The 17,964-nt window shown below is 69.5% G+C and carries 19 protein-coding genes and 1 tRNA gene; 11 read left to right on the top strand and 9 right to left on the bottom strand.

The features are described 5' to 3' along the window. Positions 1–30: 30 nt before the first annotated feature. Positions 31–1,383, top strand: a complete 1,353-nt coding sequence (locus ACWEOZ_RS02275; RefSeq protein WP_451908963.1) for a hypothetical protein — start codon at positions 31–33, stop codon at positions 1,381–1,383. A gap of 76 nt (positions 1,384–1,459) precedes the next feature. On the opposite strand, the gene ACWEOZ_RS02270 is transcribed toward ACWEOZ_RS02275, so the two are convergent. The 3 genes from ACWEOZ_RS02270 to ACWEOZ_RS02260 all read right to left on the bottom strand — a co-directional run bounded on the left by ACWEOZ_RS02270 (position 1,460) and on the right by ACWEOZ_RS02260 (position 5,047). Beyond that, entirely contained in the window at positions 1,460–2,770 is a 1,311-nt protein-coding gene (locus ACWEOZ_RS02270) for a M23 family metallopeptidase (protein ID WP_451908962.1), read from the bottom strand. A gap of 62 nt (positions 2,771–2,832) precedes the next feature. Further along, the gene (locus tag ACWEOZ_RS02265) at positions 2,833–4,164 is read right to left on the bottom strand and encodes a tachylectin-related carbohydrate-binding protein (RefSeq protein WP_451908961.1); all 1,332 of its coding nucleotides are present in this window, start codon (positions 4,162–4,164) and stop codon (positions 2,833–2,835) included. Positions 4,165–4,669: 505 nt separating this feature from the next. Then, a complete protein-coding gene (locus tag ACWEOZ_RS02260; RefSeq protein WP_451908960.1) occupies positions 4,670–5,047 on the bottom strand; it encodes a hypothetical protein in 378 nt (125 codons plus the stop codon). Positions 5,048–5,173: 126 nt separating this feature from the next. Here ACWEOZ_RS02260 and ACWEOZ_RS02255 point away from each other — a divergent pair, with 126 nt between their 5' ends. The 6 genes from ACWEOZ_RS02255 to ACWEOZ_RS02230 all read left to right on the top strand — a co-directional run bounded on the left by ACWEOZ_RS02255 (position 5,174) and on the right by ACWEOZ_RS02230 (position 11,447). After that, entirely contained in the window at positions 5,174–5,515 is a 342-nt protein-coding gene (locus ACWEOZ_RS02255; protein ID WP_451908959.1) for a hypothetical protein, read from the top strand. Then, positions 5,512–6,852, top strand: coding sequence for a hypothetical protein (locus tag ACWEOZ_RS02250; protein ID WP_451908958.1), 1,341 nt, complete (start codon positions 5,512–5,514; stop codon positions 6,850–6,852). Before ACWEOZ_RS02255 ends, ACWEOZ_RS02250 begins: the two co-directional genes overlap by 4 nt. Then, positions 6,849–7,673 (top strand): hypothetical protein, encoded by an 825-nt coding sequence (locus ACWEOZ_RS02245; RefSeq protein ID WP_451908957.1) that lies wholly within the window; start codon positions 6,849–6,851, stop codon positions 7,671–7,673. Before ACWEOZ_RS02250 ends, ACWEOZ_RS02245 begins: the two co-directional genes overlap by 4 nt. Positions 7,674–8,559: 886 nt before the next feature. After that, positions 8,560–9,276, top strand: coding sequence for a CHAT domain-containing protein (locus ACWEOZ_RS02240; protein WP_451908956.1), 717 nt, complete (start codon positions 8,560–8,562; stop codon positions 9,274–9,276). A gap of 128 nt (positions 9,277–9,404) precedes the next feature. Continuing rightward, positions 9,405–9,947, top strand: coding sequence for an SGNH/GDSL hydrolase family protein (locus tag ACWEOZ_RS02235; RefSeq protein ID WP_451908955.1), 543 nt, complete (start codon positions 9,405–9,407; stop codon positions 9,945–9,947). A 39-nt stretch (positions 9,948–9,986) separates the two neighbouring features. After that, on the top strand, positions 9,987–11,447 hold the full coding sequence (locus ACWEOZ_RS02230) for a hypothetical protein (protein WP_451908954.1): 1,461 nt from the start codon (positions 9,987–9,989) through the stop codon (positions 11,445–11,447). A 71-nt stretch (positions 11,448–11,518) separates the two neighbouring features. On the opposite strand, the gene ACWEOZ_RS02225 is transcribed toward ACWEOZ_RS02230, so the two are convergent. Further along, positions 11,519–11,860 carry a hypothetical protein gene (locus ACWEOZ_RS02225; RefSeq protein WP_451908953.1) on the bottom strand — a complete coding sequence of 114 codons (342 nt, stop codon included), beginning with the start codon at positions 11,858–11,860 and terminating at the stop codon, positions 11,519–11,521. After that, positions 11,847–12,110, bottom strand: a complete 264-nt coding sequence (locus ACWEOZ_RS02220) for a hypothetical protein (RefSeq protein WP_451908952.1) — start codon at positions 12,108–12,110, stop codon at positions 11,847–11,849. The genes ACWEOZ_RS02225 and ACWEOZ_RS02220 overlap by 14 nt, the downstream gene beginning before the upstream one ends. Before the next feature lie 213 nt (positions 12,111–12,323). Here ACWEOZ_RS02220 and ACWEOZ_RS02215 point away from each other — a divergent pair, with 213 nt between their 5' ends. Beyond that, positions 12,324–12,719 (top strand): hypothetical protein, encoded by a 396-nt coding sequence (locus ACWEOZ_RS02215; protein WP_451908951.1) that lies wholly within the window; start codon positions 12,324–12,326, stop codon positions 12,717–12,719. An 85-nt stretch (positions 12,720–12,804) separates the two neighbouring features. Here ACWEOZ_RS02215 and ACWEOZ_RS02210 read toward each other — a convergent pair whose 3' ends face one another. Both ACWEOZ_RS02210 and ACWEOZ_RS02205 read right to left on the bottom strand, forming a co-directional pair. Continuing rightward, positions 12,805–13,452: a hypothetical protein gene (locus ACWEOZ_RS02210; RefSeq protein WP_451908950.1), complete on the bottom strand. Its 648-nt coding sequence runs from the start codon at positions 13,450–13,452 to the stop codon at positions 12,805–12,807. Between the two features lie 125 nt (positions 13,453–13,577). Further along, positions 13,578–14,114, bottom strand: a complete 537-nt coding sequence (locus ACWEOZ_RS02205; protein WP_451908949.1) for a DUF4240 domain-containing protein — start codon at positions 14,112–14,114, stop codon at positions 13,578–13,580. A gap of 187 nt (positions 14,115–14,301) precedes the next feature. Between ACWEOZ_RS02205 and ACWEOZ_RS02200 the strand changes: the two genes are divergently transcribed. Then, positions 14,302–14,373: transfer RNA gene (locus tag ACWEOZ_RS02200), tRNA-Lys, on the top strand. Between the two features lie 105 nt (positions 14,374–14,478). Here ACWEOZ_RS02200 and ACWEOZ_RS02195 read toward each other — a convergent pair. After that, positions 14,479–15,144 carry a response regulator transcription factor gene (locus ACWEOZ_RS02195; protein WP_451908948.1) on the bottom strand — a complete coding sequence of 222 codons (666 nt, stop codon included), beginning with the start codon at positions 15,142–15,144 and terminating at the stop codon, positions 14,479–14,481. Then, entirely contained in the window at positions 15,129–15,851 is a 723-nt protein-coding gene (locus ACWEOZ_RS02190; protein ID WP_451908947.1) for a sensor histidine kinase, read from the bottom strand. The genes ACWEOZ_RS02195 and ACWEOZ_RS02190 overlap by 16 nt, the downstream gene beginning before the upstream one ends. Positions 15,852–15,855: 4 nt before the next feature. Between ACWEOZ_RS02190 and ACWEOZ_RS02185 the strand changes: the two genes are divergently transcribed. Then, complete coding sequence (locus tag ACWEOZ_RS02185; RefSeq protein WP_451908946.1) at positions 15,856–16,164, top strand: hypothetical protein; 309 nt, start codon at positions 15,856–15,858, stop codon at positions 16,162–16,164. A gap of 598 nt (positions 16,165–16,762) precedes the next feature. Further along, a complete protein-coding gene (locus ACWEOZ_RS02180; RefSeq protein ID WP_451908945.1) occupies positions 16,763–17,935 on the top strand; it encodes a calcium-binding protein in 1,173 nt (390 codons plus the stop codon). Positions 17,936–17,964 lie beyond the last annotated feature (29 nt).

Genomic DNA, 17,964 nt, shown 5'->3' with positions numbered 1-17,964 from the left:
GAGCCTGCAGCCCCACCCGCCGCACCACCGTTGACCCGTCGCCGCACGTTGATCATCGGCGGCGCCGTCCTGGCCGTTGCCGCCGTCGCCATCACGATCGGGGCCGTCGTCGCTCATGAGCCGACGCCGGCCCCGGCTCGGGCGGTCAACGCCGTCAGCCGGCCCGTCGATACCGTGGCCACCACGGCGTCGGGCACGGCCATCACCACCCGGCCGCAGATCGACAGCCCTGGCGGCCGGGCCGAGGAGGCTTTCAACAAGGCGGCTGCCGCTCTGCTCAAGGGCGACCAGGCGGGCTGGCTCGCCATGGTCGACCCCGGCAAGCCGAAGGTTCAGGCTTACTACCGTCAGCTGTACACGTCGCTGCGGGGGCTCGACGTGACCGCGCTGGAGTTCCACCGGCTCATTCCGAAACCGGTGGGCTGGGGAGACTCGAGCTGGACCGAGGACTTCTTCCTGACCTACTGCTTCAGCGCGACCAGTTGCCCGCCGTTCAGGTATCTGAACCCGGGCGGGCCGGGCGCGCCGATGATCGCCCAGGGACTGACCATCCGGCAGGTCGCCGCCCTGGACTACCGGATCACCGCCGTCGGCGCGCCCCGGCTGGCCTCCGAGAACTGGGCCTCCCCGCCCTGGCAGGTCACCCCTCTGGTCCAGGCCAAGGGAAAACGCGTCACCGTCAGCGCCGGCCGCGGCGACGCCAAGCGGATCAAGGAAGTGCTCGCGGCCGCCGAGCGGGCCGCCGGCCGGGCCGACCACTACGCCGGCCTCGTCGGCAACCCGCAGTCGCGCTATCGCGTGTACATGGCCACCGACAAGCAGTGGCGCACCTGGTTCGGCGGCTCCCGGGGGCGGTGGGCGATCGGCTACGCCACCTTCCCCCAGGGCGTCATGACTGAGATCATCATCAAGATGAGCGCGGCCGGCAGCGGCAGCAAGCTGCAGAACCTCATCCAGCACGAGATGGGCCACGCGGTCACCGTGGGAGGCGTGGATCTGGGCGGTCAGGAGATCGCCAACCCGCTCATGTGGCTGCAGGAGGGCATCGCCGAGTACATCGCGTACGCGCCCCGCCCCGCCACCGCGACCAGCCGCCTGCCCGAAGTCCGCGCCGCGCTGCGCACCAGCAAACGGTCCTCCAGCATCGTGCTGGGACAGCTGTCCGACAACGCCAGCCGCACCGAGGCCAGCGTCTACTACGGCCTCAGCCACTTCGCGGTCGACTGCCTCGCCGACAAGTACGGCGAACGGAAACTCTTCGACTTCGTCGCGCTGACCCTGCGCAAGCAGGTCAGCGTCGACGAGGCATCCGTCCAGGTCTTCGGCACCGAGTTCCGGCCCATCGACCAGGCCTGCCGCTCCTGGATCCGCCGGCAGGCCTGACCCGCGTTCGATGGCCTTTGAGCCGGCCAGGCGGGGGCCGGTCCGACGCACGCCGGACCGGCCCCGTCTTGTCAGATCAGTTGTTGTAGGTCGGTACCGCAGTGATGAGGTGCTGGGTCCAGCCTCGCTCGTCGACCCAGGGGCCGTAGGTGAGGTCGTCACCGTTGCCGTCGTACGGGTCCGCGTCGACGTACGAGCGAAGACCGCCGTTGTCGTCACGGCCGAGGTAGTAGCCCTGGCCACCGGAGATCAGCTGGTTCACGCTGGACCATCGGCCCGGCTTGAGCTCGTAGCGACTGGGAGTGCCGGTCTTCGGCACGTAGTACTGCAGCAGCGAGCCGTCGTTGGCCACGGCGAGCAGCCGCTTCGGGGCGATGGCGGTCAGGGTGGAGAGCGTGTAACCCCGCTCGAAGACGGTTCGCTGGCCGATGCTCACGTCGGACGGCTTGGGCCGGCTCACCACGTAGCGCATCAGGTGGCCGTCGGCGACGCCGTAGAGGTAGGCGCCGTCGAAGGCCAGCAGGTCGTGGGTCCAGCCGGTTTCCAGCGGCTCAGCTGTCCGGTTGAACTGCAGCGACGTCTTGTTGGTGAGCACGTCGATCCGGTACAGGCCGCCCGCCGGCGACGTCGCGAGCAGGGTGTTGTGGTTCAGCGCGACGATCGCCTTCGGCACGAAGCCGACGGTGTCGGTGGACGTGACCGTGTGGACCCGCTTGTTGGTGGTGGGGTCCACCACGGCGTAGTACAGCGCGCCGCTGTCGAGCACCCCGTAGACGCCGACCCGCTCACGCGGTGCCACATCGGCGCAGTTCTTGCTCTCCACCACGCGTGACGTGCTGGTGCCGTCATCGGTGATGCCGGACGGGCTGCCGTTGAAGTACGACTCGATCTTCGCGCCGTTCAGCCACTGCTCGTAGTGCAGGTGGGCGGCGCTCGAACTGCCGGTGTTGCCCACCCGGCCGATCTGCTGGCCACGGCTCACGGTGTCGCCCTCGTTCACGATGGCCGGGGCCACCATGTGCAGGTAGAGCGTCTGCCAGCCGTTGCCGTGATCGATCCGGACGCCGTTGCCGCCGCCGTTGGTGTAGCCCTTGTTGGCGACCCTGCCGCCGTAGGACGCGAGAATGGGCCGGTTCAGGGCCTGTCCCTCGACCGGGAACATGTCGATGTCGAAGTCGTCGTGGCCCGGGTAGGTGCCCAGTCGCCATTCCTCACCGCAGGCGAAGGGCAGCTGGAACAGCGGGCGGTTGGCGGCGGCGGTGACCACCGGGTCCTCGGACATGACGTCGGGTCCGGCGGTTGCGGCGGCGGGCGCTCCCTGGGCCAGGAGCCCCAGGAGGGTGGCGGCGAAAGCTGCTGCTGCGCCGCGGTACAGGTGGGTGCGCACGGTTCTCTGCTTTCTCGGGTGAGCTGCGGCCTTCGGCGAGGCCAGGACGGGGCTGAGCGGGTTCAGCGACCGGGAACGGCAGCGAGCAGAGTCTGCGTCCAGCCGCTGGTGTTGATGACCGGGCCGATCTTCACGTCGGCGAGGCTGTTGTTGTCCGGGTTCGGATCCTCGTACTGGCGCAGGGCGCCGCTGACGGTGCGGCCGTAGAACCACCGGCCGTTGCTGGCGAGCACCGCGTCCCAGCTCCTGGTGAAGTCGGCTCGCTGGGTGTGATCGGCGAGGGTGTTGTCGTCCTCGAAGCTGTAGCGGTGCAGGTCGCTGGCGGTGCTCACGGCGAGGAGCTCACCGCGGCTGATGCCGGCGATGGCCCGGTGGGTGTAGCCACGGCCGAGGTCTTCCGGGGTGCTGATGGTCCCCTCGCCGGGCTTCTGCCGGCTGATGAAAGCCCGGTACAGGTGCCCGACGGCCGAGTTGATGCCGTACACGAAGGCGCCGTCGGAGGCCAGCCGGTCGAAGTTCCACCCGGTGTCCGTGACCAGCACCGGCTCGTTGAAGGCCAGTGACGTCCGGTTGGTGATGATGTCGACCCGGTACAGGGCACTACCGTGGGTCAGGAGCAGCGTGTTGAAGTTCAGCGCCGTCATGGCCGACGGTGCCCACGGCAGCGTCTTCGTCGACGTCACGATGCCGGTGAAGCCCTCGCGGGAGTTGATGGTGGAGTACGTGAGGTGCAGGTCGTCCTTGACGCCGTACACGGGAGTGAGGTGCGGCGGGCCCGCGTTCTCCCAGAGGGCCGAGACGATCTTCTCCGCGTTCGCGGCCTGCGGCTGGTAGCGATCCGGGAAGGCTGACACCTGCACCTTCTGGCAGACCTTGCCGATTTCCTCGTTCTTCCAGGAACCGTTGGGGTACTTGCGCTTCATGGCCGCCAGGAAGGCGTTGGTGGACCAGGCCGGGTCCAGCCGGTCCTCCCGCGAGCCCCACGGATCGCGCTGCTGGAAGAGGCCGACACTGTCGCGGTCCCCGCCGTCCCAGTTGTTCATGCGGGTTTCCACGATGGTTGTCGTGACAGCGATGACGGCGGCCCGGCGATCCCAGTTACCTTCACGCACGGTGTCGACAACTGCCCGGGCACAGGAGATCTGGTACGCGTTCACGGTGCCGACGAGGTCGCCGGTGAGCTGGGGACTGAGCTCGGCGGCCACCCGGCCGTCCTCGCTGGACGGTCCCCCGTCCTGGCAGGCCACCGCGTCCAACGCGGCCATGGCGGCCATATCCAGGGACAGCGGTACGACGGGAGCCGGGGGTGCCGCCACGGCCGGCAGCGCGACCAGACAGCTTGCCACCGCCGACAGTGCGACGCCCAGGCTGCGATGGAAAACACTCAATGCCATTTCTCTCCTCTGATACGCACGTTTGCCACACGCGGAGGTAATGCGAGCGGAGATGATGCGAGCGGGCACGCAGAAGCGGTCGCTCGATGCATATTTCGACGAACCGTCGAATTCCTGTTTCTCGCTGATCCGGCGAGAATGAGGGCCCGCCGCAGCGGTGCGATGACCGCGTGGGCCGCGGTCGGCCCAGGCGTCAGGAAAGAAACCCTCAGCGGCACCCGTCGGCACGGGCGCACCACGGCTGACCGGCGCGCACCGCGCCGGCCCGGGAGAGGGAATACACCAGAGAAATGTGGTTTCCGCGCCGATGCCGATCAGACGCGATCACCGACACTTGCTGTGCCGTCCCCCGTGACCGATGCGATGATCCTCTCACAACGAGTAACTGACGTCGATCAATCTGTGATCGTCGATAGTGTGAGGCGTCTCACCCCGAATGCGTGGTATCAGGCGCGCGCAATGGTGCAGCGGAAAGCGAACCATTGATGCCCTGACGCCCCGTCCGCTACCTGTCCAGCAGATCAGCCAGGGTCAGCATCGCCGGGGCGAGTCCGGCGATGTCACCGGTTCTGAGCCGGCCCGGCTGCCAGCGGATGACCTCGGTGCCGTGCACGCTCCACGCCGACGGGACCCGGCCGGCCAGGGTCGCGGCGACCAGAGGCGGCGAGAACCAGTGGCGGAGCCCAGCCGGGTCAGCCGTGCGGATACGGAAGGCGCGATCGAGATCCGGGTGCCCGACCGTCGCCTCATCCAGGCCCCGATGAACGCTGCGCAGCCCACGGGCCAGACTGCGCGGCTCCACCTGCGTAGCCGGCAAGGGCCGATCCAGGACGGCGACCGCCACGCACACTGCGCCGGCCATGCCGACGATGGGGTTATCCATGTCGACCTCCCCGATCTTCTGGGGTGATCGTCGCATGATGGACCGCGCAGACGTCGTGCGTAAGCTTCCGTCCACTTGCGAGCGTTGCGTAGCATGGCGGCCACGCACCGTTCGAGGGGAACCACCGTGGAGATCGAGATCGTCAGCGCCTCGATGCGGCCGCCCGCGCTGCGTGCCGCGCTTGAGGCCGAGGTCCCGGGCGTGCCCTTCGCCGAGCGGCCGCCGCGCTACCGGGCCGTGGACACCGCCGTCGTGGTCGCGGTCCTCTCCGGCGGCGCGTCCGCGCTCACCGCCCTGATCAGCGGAGTGTTCTCGCTCGCGGTCGCCCGGCGGGCCGCCGAGCGCCCGCTGATCCTGCGGGGCCGGTCGGCGAGCATCGAGGTGCCGCCCGACGCCTCGCCGGAGGACATCGCGAAGCTCGTGAAGTTGGCCCGGGAGCTGGACGAGCCGGTGCTCGAGCTGCCATGACCGGGTGGGGCGCGTGGCCCCCCGAGGACGCCGCCGGGACGTACGGCCCGCTCCTCGGCATGCTGCTGCTGGCACCGTCCCGCCACGACCCGAGGCCGTTGCTGCAGATCATCGACCGGCTGGCGGCGGAGGGCAACGCACTCGGCCTCGAGGTCGTCGCCGACCGGATCAGCGCGGAGGCGCACGATGAGTTCCTCGACACCGAGGCTCTCACCGTGCTCGTGCAACTCGCCGTCCAGCTGTACGGCCGGGCCAGCGCGCTCGCGTCCCCGGACCGGCGGCTTTTCCTCGCCGCCAAGGGCCTCGGCATGTCGTCGCTGCTGGAGGACGACGTCACGAGCCTCGGCGAGAACCTGGCGGGCGGCATGGCCGAGGCGCTAGGCACGACCGACCCGGCGGATCTGATCGACGAGGCGAAGGAGGCGGCGTACCGGAACCTGCCGCTGGCCGTGGCCATGCTCAACGCGCTGCGCGAGGCCGCTCCGGGCGCCGCGGAGCTGCTCGTGGCGTTCCAGGAGGACCTGGTCGCGCTGTACGAGCGGCTGGACCTGCATCGGGCCGCCTTCGAGACGGCCGTGCTGGCCGCCTACGCTGCCGCCTACTCCCAGCGGGACACCGAGGCCTCGGTCCGGCTGGCCCGGGAGGCGCTACGCCGTGGCGACGCGCTCCCGGACACCACGGAGCTGCGTGACCGGCTCTACTCGCTGAGCCGGCAGACGCTGGACGCGGACGAGGTCGCCCGCCGCTTCGAGCGGATCGCCGTACGGCTGCGGGACGAGCGGAACTGGTCCGGGCTGGCCTACCGCTACTTCGTCCTCGCCGAGTACACCGGCGTGCACCGCCACTATCAACTGGCCGTCTACTACTTCGAGAAGGCCGCGACGCTCGGGGCCCAGGAGGAGTACCGGCAGTTGGAGAGCCGGGGTTTCGCACTCGGCGCGTCGGCCCGGCTGAGCCCGTCCGCCGAGATGTTCGACGAGGCCGCTCTGATCCTCGACCGCGCCGCGCGGCTCACTTTCCAGGATGAGCGGCTGCATCTTTTCTACAGCTCGACCGGGCACTTCTTCGCCGCGCACGCGCGACTGATCCGGGGCGATCCGGCCGGCGCCGCGACGGCGTTCGACCAATGCTTCGTCGTCATGCGTCAGGTCTTCCGCCCGTACGCGGAGGTGCTGCGGCTGATGGCCGCGGGCGCGGCCGAGCCGTGCACCGCGGATCAGGTGGCCGAGCTGCGACGGACCATGCATCCGCGGCCGGAGCGGCTCGCAGCCGCGGCCGCAGCGGGCGACCTCGCGGCGTTCGGGGCCGAGTGTCTCTACCTGAGTCCGCTGCTGTGACCACCGTCTTCGACCGGCTGTACCTGGCGCCCGAGTTCGCCCCGGTTCCCGAGTCCGTTCTGTTCGCCACGGCCGACGTGCCGGACGGCCCGATGGTGGTGTCCGAGATCGAGGTCCGCTTCGACCCGCTGTCCGGCTCGCCGGACGTGTCGAAAGGCAGCACCTGGCGAACCACCGCCCGGGCGCTCGCCGACGTCTACACCGCCGAGCGGGACCGGCTGTGGGGCATGCTGGCCGGTCTCGCCCCGGTCCTGCACACCGCCGTGCCGGAGGCCACCCACCGACCGCATCGAACCCACCGGCTGCGACGCCTGCTCGGGGCCGCGGTCCGGGCCGGGGACCGGCCGGTCAACCCGTACGGGGGCGTGATCCTCGACCTCGACCACTGGCTGGACCTGGCCGACGCCGCGTTCTCCCCGACGGTTACCGACGATCGGGCGGGTGTGCTGGTGGACGCCCGGTTCGTGCCCGCGCTGGTGGAGTGGCTGCGGCTGGACGCCACCGCCGCCGGGGTGCGGCGACGCATGATCCGGCTGGACGGCGGTCTGCCGCTCGGTGACCTCTCCGGCGTGACCGCGGCGCTGGCCGACGCGTTCCGCGAGCCGGGCCTGGCCGCCTACCGCCGCGCCGCCCGGGTCGCGCTTCCGGTACGGCCGCCGGTGGCGAACCTCGTATTCGCCGAGTATCGCGGCGGCGTCCGGGTGGCCGCCGTAGGCCTGGCGTTCCCGCGGCTGGACGGTTACCCGCTCGCGCTGGCCGACGGCGGTCTGGCGCGGCTGCCCCGGCCGCCGTGGGAGTACGGACGGATCATCGAGCCGTGACCGGCGTGGTGGAGACGCTGACCGAGGCACGGCGGCTGCGCGAGGCGGGCCGGGACCTCGCCGCGCTGGACCTGCTCGCCGTACACGCCGACCGGGACTGGACGCTCGACCCCGCCGGGCTGCACCTGGCCTGGCTGGAGGAGTTCGTGGTGGTGTTCGGGTCGCTGGCCGACGACGTCGCGGCGGCCGAGCTCTGCGAACGGATGGTCGGGCTGGACGACCGGCTGTCCCGGTCCTCCGCGGCCGTGCTGAGCCCGGCCGACCACGACCGGATCGCTCGCGCGTACGACCTGCTGGTGACGTTCCACGCCGAGCTGGAACGCTACGACGAGGCGCACCGGGAGACCACGCTGCGGTTCCTGGAGGCGGCCAAGGAGGCGGCGTTCGCCCGCGCGCTGCCGATCAGCGCCGACGACCCGGAACTGGTCCGCGAGCTGGCCCGGCTGGAGGCCGCCGCCGACCAGCGGCTGCGCGCCGACCTGGACGCCGCACCGGGCCCGGCCACCCGAGGCCTGATCGTGCGTCCGGCGCACGACGTGGACCGGGAGCGCGACCGCCGGATCGCCGAGCTCCGCGCGGTGCTCGCCGCCCGGCCGCGCACCGCCCGGGTCCGCGCCTACCTCGATGCCCGGCCGGCCGCGATCCCCGGCGTGGACCAGCTGGCGTACCGGCTCGACCGCGCGGAGAACGAGCTGACCGCGTACCTGATCCGCGGGGACGGCAGCACCGCGTCCTGGACCACCGAGATCAATCCGGCCGCGCTGGACGCGCTCCTCACCGTGCTGGGTCACTTTCCCGAAGGCGAGCTGGACTACCTGGTCGAGCGGCTCACCGCGCTGCTGGTGCCACCTCCGGTGAGCGCTGCGCTGGGAGCGAGACACTGCTCGTGTCGCCGGATCTGGAGCTGCTCGCCGTACCGTGGGAAGCTCTGGGTCTGGGCCTGCGGTTCCGGTTGTGCCGCACGCCGTCGCTGCTGCGGCCGTCCGGCGCGACGATTGACGTCCCGGTGCGCCGGGCGCTGGTGATCGCGGACCCGCTCGGCGACCTGCCGGCCGCGGCGTCCGAGGGCGCCCGAGTCGCGGGCCTGCTACGGGCCGCCGGGATCGAGGTCACCGAGCTGCACGCGGCCGGACGGGACGCCCTCGCCCGGGCGCTGCCGGACTTCCCGCTGGTGCACTACGCCGGACACACCGACTATCTCGCGGCGGACCCGGCCTCCAGCCACCTGGTGCTCGCCGACGGTCCGCTCACCGTCGGCGACCTGGCCGGCGTGGCGCTGCACCCGGACGCGATCCTCTACCTGAGCTCCTGCGAGTCGGTGCGGTCCGGGCCGGACACGCTGGGGCTGGGCGCGGTGCTGGCGGTGAAGGGCGCGGCCGCGGTGATCGGCAGCAACTGGCCGGCCGGCGACGCGGCCAGCGCGGCCATGGTGGACCCGTTCTACGCCGGCCTGCTCAGCGGCGAGACGGTGGCCGGCGCTCTGCGGTCCGCCCGCGCCACGCTGGCCGACCGCGGAGAGCCGATCGCCGCGTGGGCGCTGCCGGCGGTGATCGGGCAGCCGTTCGTACGGGTACTTCCTCATTCCAGGCTGGACGGTAGCTGAGAATCAAATGCCAGATCTGTCGGTTGCCGGATGAGCGTCGGACAATGAGGCTTCCTTCCTCCGGAGGCTGCCATGCGTCGATTGGTCGCTCTCGCCATCGCGGTTCTGTTCGGCATCGTGGTGCCGGGGTGGCTCATCTCTCCACCGAGGCGATGGAGGCCGTAGAACGGAAGGCCGACTACGTCACCATCTTGATCGGAGCCAACGACGCCTGTCAGTGGCTGATGATCAGTCCGCAGACGTTCAGGGCGTATCTTGACGATGCGCTTCAGAACCTCAAGCAGGGCCGGCCCCGGGCCCGCGTGGAAATAGTGAGCATCCCGGACCTCGGCAAGCTCTGGGACATCGCCCATGGCAACCTCATGGCCCTGATGATGTGGCAGCTGAAGGAATGCCCGTCACTAATGACCAATGCCACCTCGTCCGCGGCCGCCGATGTGCGTAAGCGCCGTAGCGTTGCCCAGCACGTCAACGCGTACAACAGGGAACTGGCCAAGGCCTGCAAGCGGTACGGCGACCGCTGTCACTGGGACGGCGGCCGGGCGCATCGGATCAAGTTCGCGCTTGAAATGGTGGCCCTCGACTACTTCCACCCGAGCCTGAGCGGCCAACGCGAACTGGCCAGAACGCCACTCCCCAAGTCCTGGACATCATCGGTGAACCGCCGGTAGCGCGACAGCGCTGGCCTCGTTGCCCGCTACCTTGTTCGCATGCCGCTGCCCGTGGTTCTGGTCGTCCTGGAAGAGGGCGCCGAGTTCCGGTCCCGGCCGAACCGGCTGGGCCGGATCGGTGCGATCCGCCTCGCCGAGACAGACCTGACCACTCTGGCCGATTACTTCACCCAGGCCTTCGGTCTGCCGCAGACCGGAACGTTCGATCGGCTCCAGGCAGCATTGACCGCGATGGCCGAGCGGGGTGAGATCAAGGATCAGTACCTCAGCAATGACGGGCAGGTCGCGACCCATTGCCGGCGGGCGGGGATCGGGTACGAGCGACGGTGGTTCGACACCGAACGGTGGCGCACGCTGCGGCGGCGAGTGCCCCTGTTCAAAGCGACCGAGCCGAACGGGTTCCTGCGGACGCTGTCGGTGGAACTCAACGCGGTGAACGCCGACGACTCGGATTTCGATGTGTTCCTGGAGGAGGAGTTCTCCGATCCGAGTGCCGGCCATCCGGATGTCGTCTACTCCGGGTACAGCCATCATGTGCACATCAGCTACGAAACCCTGGCAGCTGTGGCCGACCGGTTCGCTCTTCCCCACACCGACCGGCCCGATGAGCGCGCCGCGACGCTCCTGACCGAGCTGGTCGCGCGGGGCGAACTCGGTCCGCACCTGCCGCCGGGTGGTAACCGGGACCGTCTCATCGCCTGGTGCGCGGACGTCTCCGTCGTTGCCCGTGGCGACGGCCGGCCCCGCGAACACGAGATTCTGCGGGTCGATGACATGGTTCTCGAGCTGGTGTTCTTAACCCACTGGCGGCCCCCGATCCTCAGGTTCGCCGAGGCATACCGTGCGCGCGACGAACGGTGGGGCGGTACCGAATACCGCGTCACCGCGCCGATCGAGGACCTGCCCGTACTGGTGGATCGTTTCGAGCAGCGGCTCGGCCTTTCCCCCGGCGTGGGGCGCGTCGATGACCGGTTGATCGCCTGCTTCGACGCCATGGCCGCCCGAAACCATCTGCATGGCGGGGCCGCCCGGCAGGACAACCGGAATCGCGTCGCGGCGTGGATCGCCGATGCCGGGATCACCGCCACGGTGGAGGGCTTCGCCCGCACCGAGGAGATCCTCAAGTTGTACCGGCCCGGCAGCGACTGCCTGTTCGAACTCGTCCTGACCATGGACGCCTCCGCCCCCGGCGACCACGGCATCGAGTTCCGCGAGAAATACGAGTATCTGCCGCAGACCGGCGACGCCGGACGCGAATACAGCTACAGCGTCAGGACGCCCTACAGCTCGCTGCCGGCCCTGGTCGCCCACCTCGAGACCAGTCCCGGTGAAGGGGATCTCGAAGAACGCCTGACCCGATGCTTCAAGCACCTGGTCCACACCGGCGAACTCACCGGTGACCTCGACACAGAGGTGGCGCGGGACCGCGTCGCAGCCCGCTTCGTCCAAGCCGGTGTCCTTGCGGTCACCGACTCCTCGTACTGGATCAACAGCGACTGAGACCGCACGTCACCACCCGCGCTCCCGGCACCGCCCGATCGGGCAGATGTGAGCCGACCAGCGGCGGATCGTCAGTCAGCGGCTGGCCGCTGTCGGCGGCAGCCGCGCGCCAGTAGGTACCCGGCATAGGCAGCGAGCGCGACCGCTGCGAACGCCGCCGGTGGCCCGATGACCGCGCCGGCGCGGGCGCGGGACGTCAACGCCGTCCCGGACGACTGGTCGGAGAGCAGCGACCACTGCGACCGCCAGGACAGGGCCGATCCGGTCGAGAGCGCCGACCCGACCGACAGTATCGATCCGGTGGAGGCCATGAGCGGATTATGCGGTACCCCGGTCGTCCTCGGCGACCATTCCGATCCGCCGCCGGCCAGGCGTGCCGCACCGTCGGCAGAGCCTCCGTCAGCTGACGTCATTCAGGCCCCATGCCGCGATCAGAGACTCGGCCATTTCCGGTACGGCGAGCTGCAAGTCGCCGTGCGGCTCCCACCGGACCCAGTCAGGTCGCAGCAAGCCAAGGCAGACCAACGGCATCCCGCAGTCGTCGACGAACTCGATCCACAGGTCGGGCCATTGCATCCAGAACATGATCTCGGTGTCTGGCCGCAATCGCAGTGCCTCCGTCAACGGAGCGACCGCGTCGAAGCCGTTCACGTCCAGCAGCAACGACGACTCCACGCGATCCCGGCGCTTCGCGCTTGGTTCGGTCCTGCCCCGTCGGTCATAGACCCGGGCCCGCAACGCCCTCCGGAGCAACTCAGGCAACGCAGCTGCTAATTCGTCCGCTTCACGCGCTGAATCTCCGCGGGCGGGTCCCGCCGACTCGATCGACACGCGAGCATGGTGTCACCCGCTCGTGAGCGGCCATACGCTCGCAGCGTGATCGACGACGACGTACGGGAACAGGTCCTGGATCGAATGATCGCAGCGCTGGCGGCGCAGGTCGACGCCGGCGAGAGTCAATCCCTTGCCCCGGGAGCCGTTGCGGCGTTGGCTGACTTGAGCAGGGCCGAAGCTCGCCTGATTTTCGGTGTCGCAGGCCACCGCGTCCACTACGACGGTGCCGAACCGATCGCGCGACTCATCAAGCTCATGTCAGACGGGCAACGCGCTGCGGCCGACGCCGACGCCGTCATGCGGACGGGCGACGAAGTGCAGGTTTTCCAGGAGCTTCTGCCGGTGGAGGGCGCAGCGGCGTTCCGGGGCGGGACGACGTTGTCTACGTGGTCCGCTACGTCGGGGACGATCAAACGGTCGACGTGCAGCCGGAGCTGACGACGGACTATCTCATCGCGACCGTGCCGGCAGGTGCGGTGAGACCTCTGCCTTGATGTCCACCCTCGGCTGTCGTCTCGTTCGTTCAGGAAGGCATGCTGGTCCAGGGGTGGTCCGGCCCGGTCCGATAGGCGCTCTCGCCGGCTTCGAGGTCGAGCACGTCAAGCAGCGTGAGGTCGTGTTCGACAGCGTGGTGCAGGTGGCTGAGCTTGCCCGTGGCCGGGTTGGCGTTGCTCGCACCGATGAGCTGCCAGAGACCGTCGCTGGCGTCGTGACTCACGTACAGAATCGGCTCTGTCCGTTCGAAGACCTCTCCTGTCTGAATGCTGGTAGTGCCCAGCAGCCAGTGCTTCATCCATCGCGCGCGCCGGTCGCGTTCCATGACGCGGTCGACCACCCACCAGACGAACGGCAGGTCTTCATGCGCGCGAGCTTCGCTCGCGAGGAGGTCGGGGCCCCCTTCGGGTACGCGCTCGAACGGTTCGTCGACGAGCGAACAGGCATAGCTGCCCTCGTTGTCGAAGACGATCGCATGAAAGCTGGCGCCGCCCGGGTTCCCGGCCCCGATCCCCACGGTGAGCCGGGCGACGTGGGGCTCGGACTCAGTCGTCCAGCCGAACGCATACGAGGCGAGCTCACCCTGCGGCCCGACGAACTCACCGAAAACGCGCCGCTCCACACCCACTCCGACCTGCGTCTCGGTCAGCCGGCCCTCGATCACCTTCAGATTCACGCGGCGAGGATACCGGGACAGTGACACGCTGCTGCATCCTTCCGGTCGAAGGGTTGTGGGCTTGCTCCACCAAGGCCGGCTGGCGTGACGGATAGCATCCCGGGGTGCGAGTGCGTCGGCCTCTTTCAGCGAAGTTCTGGTAGACCAAGTTCGGGACGGCCGCGCCGGAACGTTGCCAGTTTGGGGAAATGCCGGTGGACGGCAGCCGGGTCGCCGAGTTCCGTAGGCTCACCGGTCAGATCCTCCGGCCCGTCGGGGTCGTAACCCAGGGGCCACGTACCGCTGACGACGATGTGCGCCTCCGTCATGAACTCGTCGAACCACTGCGCACGGGCGTTACCCGCATCGGCGGCAAGATCGATGAGGTTGTCCGGATCTGCACTGATCCGCTCGACCGCTGTGCGACCGTACGAGAGGATCCAGTCCTGGATCCGGCCCAGGTCCTCTTCCTCGACCGGGCCGAGCAGTAGGCACGCCGCGTCGGAAACCGGCCACGAGAACAAGCGGGATCGTGCTCGTTCCCAGAACCGAACGAATTCGACGACTCCGGCCGCGTCGAATGTGCAGAGGCGGCGGAACAAGACGCGCGAGGCCAGTTCGGTGTTGTTTCCGCTCTCCTGCCGGCACTCCGCGACAAGCGCCCAGAACGTGTCCTCGTCCACGACCGGACCGTAGCAAGCCGAAGACGTCAACGGAGTCACGCCCAACCCTGCCTCGAAGGGGCCCTGGACCGGCGGACCTGTCCGCCATGTTCGATCTGCCGGCGTCCGCCCGATGAGCAGCGCAAACACCGACGCGCCAGGGACGGGGCTCTTGTCATCAACCCTGGGCAGGTACCCTGATCGACGCGGGCTGCTAGCTCAATGGCAGAGCTGTGGACTTTTAATCCATAGGTTCCGGGTTCGAGTCCCGGGCGGCCCACTCTGACCTGCGCTTATGTCTCTGAGCAGCGGATTCAAACGGTGCGGTGTGATGGACTCGACGGGTCCGTCGCGCGACGGCTCGCCCCTCCGGTCGCAGGGCCCCTCAGTTCACGCGACGCCGGCCCGGGGCCGCGAGATATGTCAGGACCGCGAGCACGCGACGGTGCCCGCCGTCGGTAGGGGCCAGGCCCAGCTTGCCGAAAATGGCGTTGATGTGCTTGTGCACGGCATTCGCGGTGATGAACAGCCGGCCGGCGATCTCGGTGTTGTCGCGGCCCTCGGCCATCAGGGCGAGCACCTCCCGCTCCCGCGGGGTCAGCAGGGAGACGGGGTCGTCGCTGGTCCGGGTCAGCAGCTGGGCGATGACCTCGGGGTCGAACGCGGTGCCGCCGCCGGCTACCCGGCGTAGCGCCTCGATGAACTCGTCGATGCGGCTGACCCGGTCCTTGAGCAGGTAGCCGATGCCGCGCGGGGCGCCCGCGAGTAGTTGGGTGGCGTACTCCCGCTCGACGTACTGGGAGAACACCATCACCGGGAGGTCCGGGTGGCGGCGCCGGGCTTCCATGGCGGCCCGGATGCCCTCGTCGCGGAACGTCGGTGGTAGCCGGACGTCGACGACGGTCACGTCGGGGCGGTGCTCGTCGACCGCTTCGAGGAACGAGTCGGCGTCGGCGACGGTCGCGACCACTGTGAAGCCGTTGGTGCCCAGCATCAGCTCCAGGCCGCCGGACAGGAACTCGTTGTCCTCGGCGATCACCGCTCGAAGCATGGCACCTCCAGCGTGATCTCGGTCGGCCCGCCCTTCGGGCTGCGCACCTCGAGCGTGCCGTCGAGCGCGCCGGCTCGCCGACGGATGCCGGCGAGGCCGGTTCCTCGCGCTTCGTCCGCCCCGCCGGCGCCGTCGTCGGTCACCGTCACAGTCAAGAGATCGCCGTGACGGAACGCGCGGACGCCCGCCCGAGTGGCGCGACTGTGCCGGGTGACGTTGCTCAGCGCCTCGGTGACCGCGAAGTATGCCACCGTCTCCACCGCCGCGGGTACGCGGCCGAGGTCACTGACGTCCACAGTGGTCGGCAGGCCGCTGCGGGCCGCGACCGCGACGAGCGCGCCGGCCAGGCCCCGGTCGGCCAGGATCGGTGGGTAGGTGGTGCGAATCACCGTACGCAGCTCGACCATCGCCTCCTCGGTGCCCTGGTGCGCCTCGGCGACCAGCCGGTTCACCAGGTCGGGGTCGCCGGCTACCTGCCGGGCCACCGCGAGGCGCATCGCCACCGCGACGAGCCGGGCCTGCGCGCCGTCGTGCAGGTCACGTTCGATGCGACGCAGTTCGGCGCCGTGCGCGTCGAGCACGTCGGCCCGGGTGCGGGTGAGGTCGGCGACCCGGCCGGCCAGCCGCTCAGCTGCCGACGGCGTCAACGCCCACCGCGTGACCCGGGCATGGACGCCGGCCAGCGCCGGGAACGTCCCATAGGTCACCGCCGTGAGCACCGCCAACTGCACAGCGCCGAGCCCGATCGCGGTCGGACCGGAATTCGAGGAACTGCTCCCGAGGGCCAGATACGGGCTGGGCCTGTTCGAGCGGCCCCTGCCGTGCGGCGGCACCTACTGGAGCCACCCCGGCGGTGGCAGCGGCTACACCAGCGACAACGGCGTCACCCGCGACGGCCGTCGCAGCGTGTCGGTGTCAGTGTCAGGAACCCGGCCGGACCGCGCCCTGCAGCACCAGCGAGCCACCGATGCGGTCGTCGAGAACGCACTGTGCGGGCCGGTCGCTCGCGTGCCGCGGTGAGCGGATCTCCAACCATCCGGCGCAGTGCGATCTGACGAGACGATGGGCGGCAGTTTCACCTGCCAGTTCGTCGAGAGCCCGGTCGCCGGCCGCTGCGCGCAGGCCCAGAACGGCGGGACGGGTTCGGCTGAGCATCCGGTCCGTCAACGGCACCAGGGCTCGAGAAAGACACCGAAGGCGCTGCTGGACGGGATGGGGGTGGCGGCCATGGCAACGCCACGATCTGCGCCCCGGTGACCGGCAGCGTGGGCGAGATCTGGTCGAGCAAGCGCTGCGCCAGGGTGGCATCGATCTCAAGGTCAGCGCTGATGCGAGCGTCCGCGGCGGTCGCCAGATCCACGACGTCGTCGCTGGTGAACGCATCAGCCCCAAGAGTGCTCAGCCGCCGCGCGAACTCCTGCACATTGATCATCTGCAGCCTCATCCCCGATGTGCTTGATAATCCACCGTAACCCCCGATTCGGTCGGCGGTTCCCCCCGCCGACCGGATGGCGACCGCTCGGGACCGCGCTTCGCGCCTGCGCCGAGACCAATCCCGATACCGCCCGGGCCGGCTCAGCCCTATGATGCAGCGGCATCTGAACGGGGAGATTATTCGATGTCACGCAAAGTCTGGTCGGCCCTTCTTCTCTCGGCCGCCACCACCATTGCCGCCACGGCCGTCGCCGGCCCCGCCGCGGCGTCGAGCTACGGATGGGTCACCGCCGGCTCCACCACGGTCTCTTTCTCGGCCGACACGAAAGCCAAGAACAAGGTCGTGATCACCCGTTCCGGGCGGACCGTCACGATCGACGATCGCGTGGCTGTCCAGCCGGGCAAGAACTGCAAGCAGGTCAAGGGCGACAAGACCCGGGTCCGCTGCAAGACCACGAAGACACCCGCCAAGGTGATCGTCCAGCTCTACGACCGGGACGACTCGGTCGTCAACAAGAGCGACCTCAAGATGCAGGCGTACGGCGGCCCGGGCAATGACAATCTCGTCGGCGGCCCGAAGGCCGATGTCCTGTACGGCGAGGACATCTGCGACCGGTCGGCCGGCAACGACAAGATCTACGGCAAGGGCGGCAGCGACCTCATCTACGCCGGTGACGGGTCCGACTACGTCTCCGCGGGTGACGGCAACGACCGGGTTCTCGGCGACAGCGACTGCATCAACGCGCCCGACCGTGCGGGCGCAGACGTGATCCACGGCGGCAACGGCAACGACGACCTCTTCGGCGACAACGGCAACGACCAGCTGTACGGCGACAACGGCAACGACTTCCTCAACGCCTGGTACGGCGCGGACCGCATCGAGGGTGGCGCCGGCAACGACCAGCTGTACGGCGACCCCGACGACCGCAAGCTCTACGCCGACGTCCTGCTCGGTGGCACCGGCCGGGACCTGGTCGACTACCAGGGCCACAAGAAGCCCCTCACCGTCTCCCTGAACGGCGTGTCCCGCGATGACGGTGCGCCCGGCGAGCACGACACCGTGGGCGCCGACGTCGAGATGCTCAACGGCAGCTCGGGCAACGACCGCCTCGTCGGCAACGCGGCGGCCAACGAGATCAACGGCTTTGAGGGCGACGACGCCATCCTCGGTGGCGGCGGCAACGACGATCTGCGCGGCGACGACGGCGACAACAAGCTCTACGGCGAGGCCGGCGACGACCTCCTCTTCGCCTACTACGGTGTCAGCCTCCTCGACGGCGGCGCGAACAACGACGTGTGCAGCGGCCGATACGAGGCCGTCACGCTGACCTCCTGCGAGACGTTCCAGCCCTGGTGACACGAGCGGTGGCCCAGTGGACCCTGCAG

This window comes from Actinoplanes sp. NPDC004185, assembly GCF_053603475.1.
This window is presented reverse-complemented; position numbering and strand designations above follow the sequence as displayed.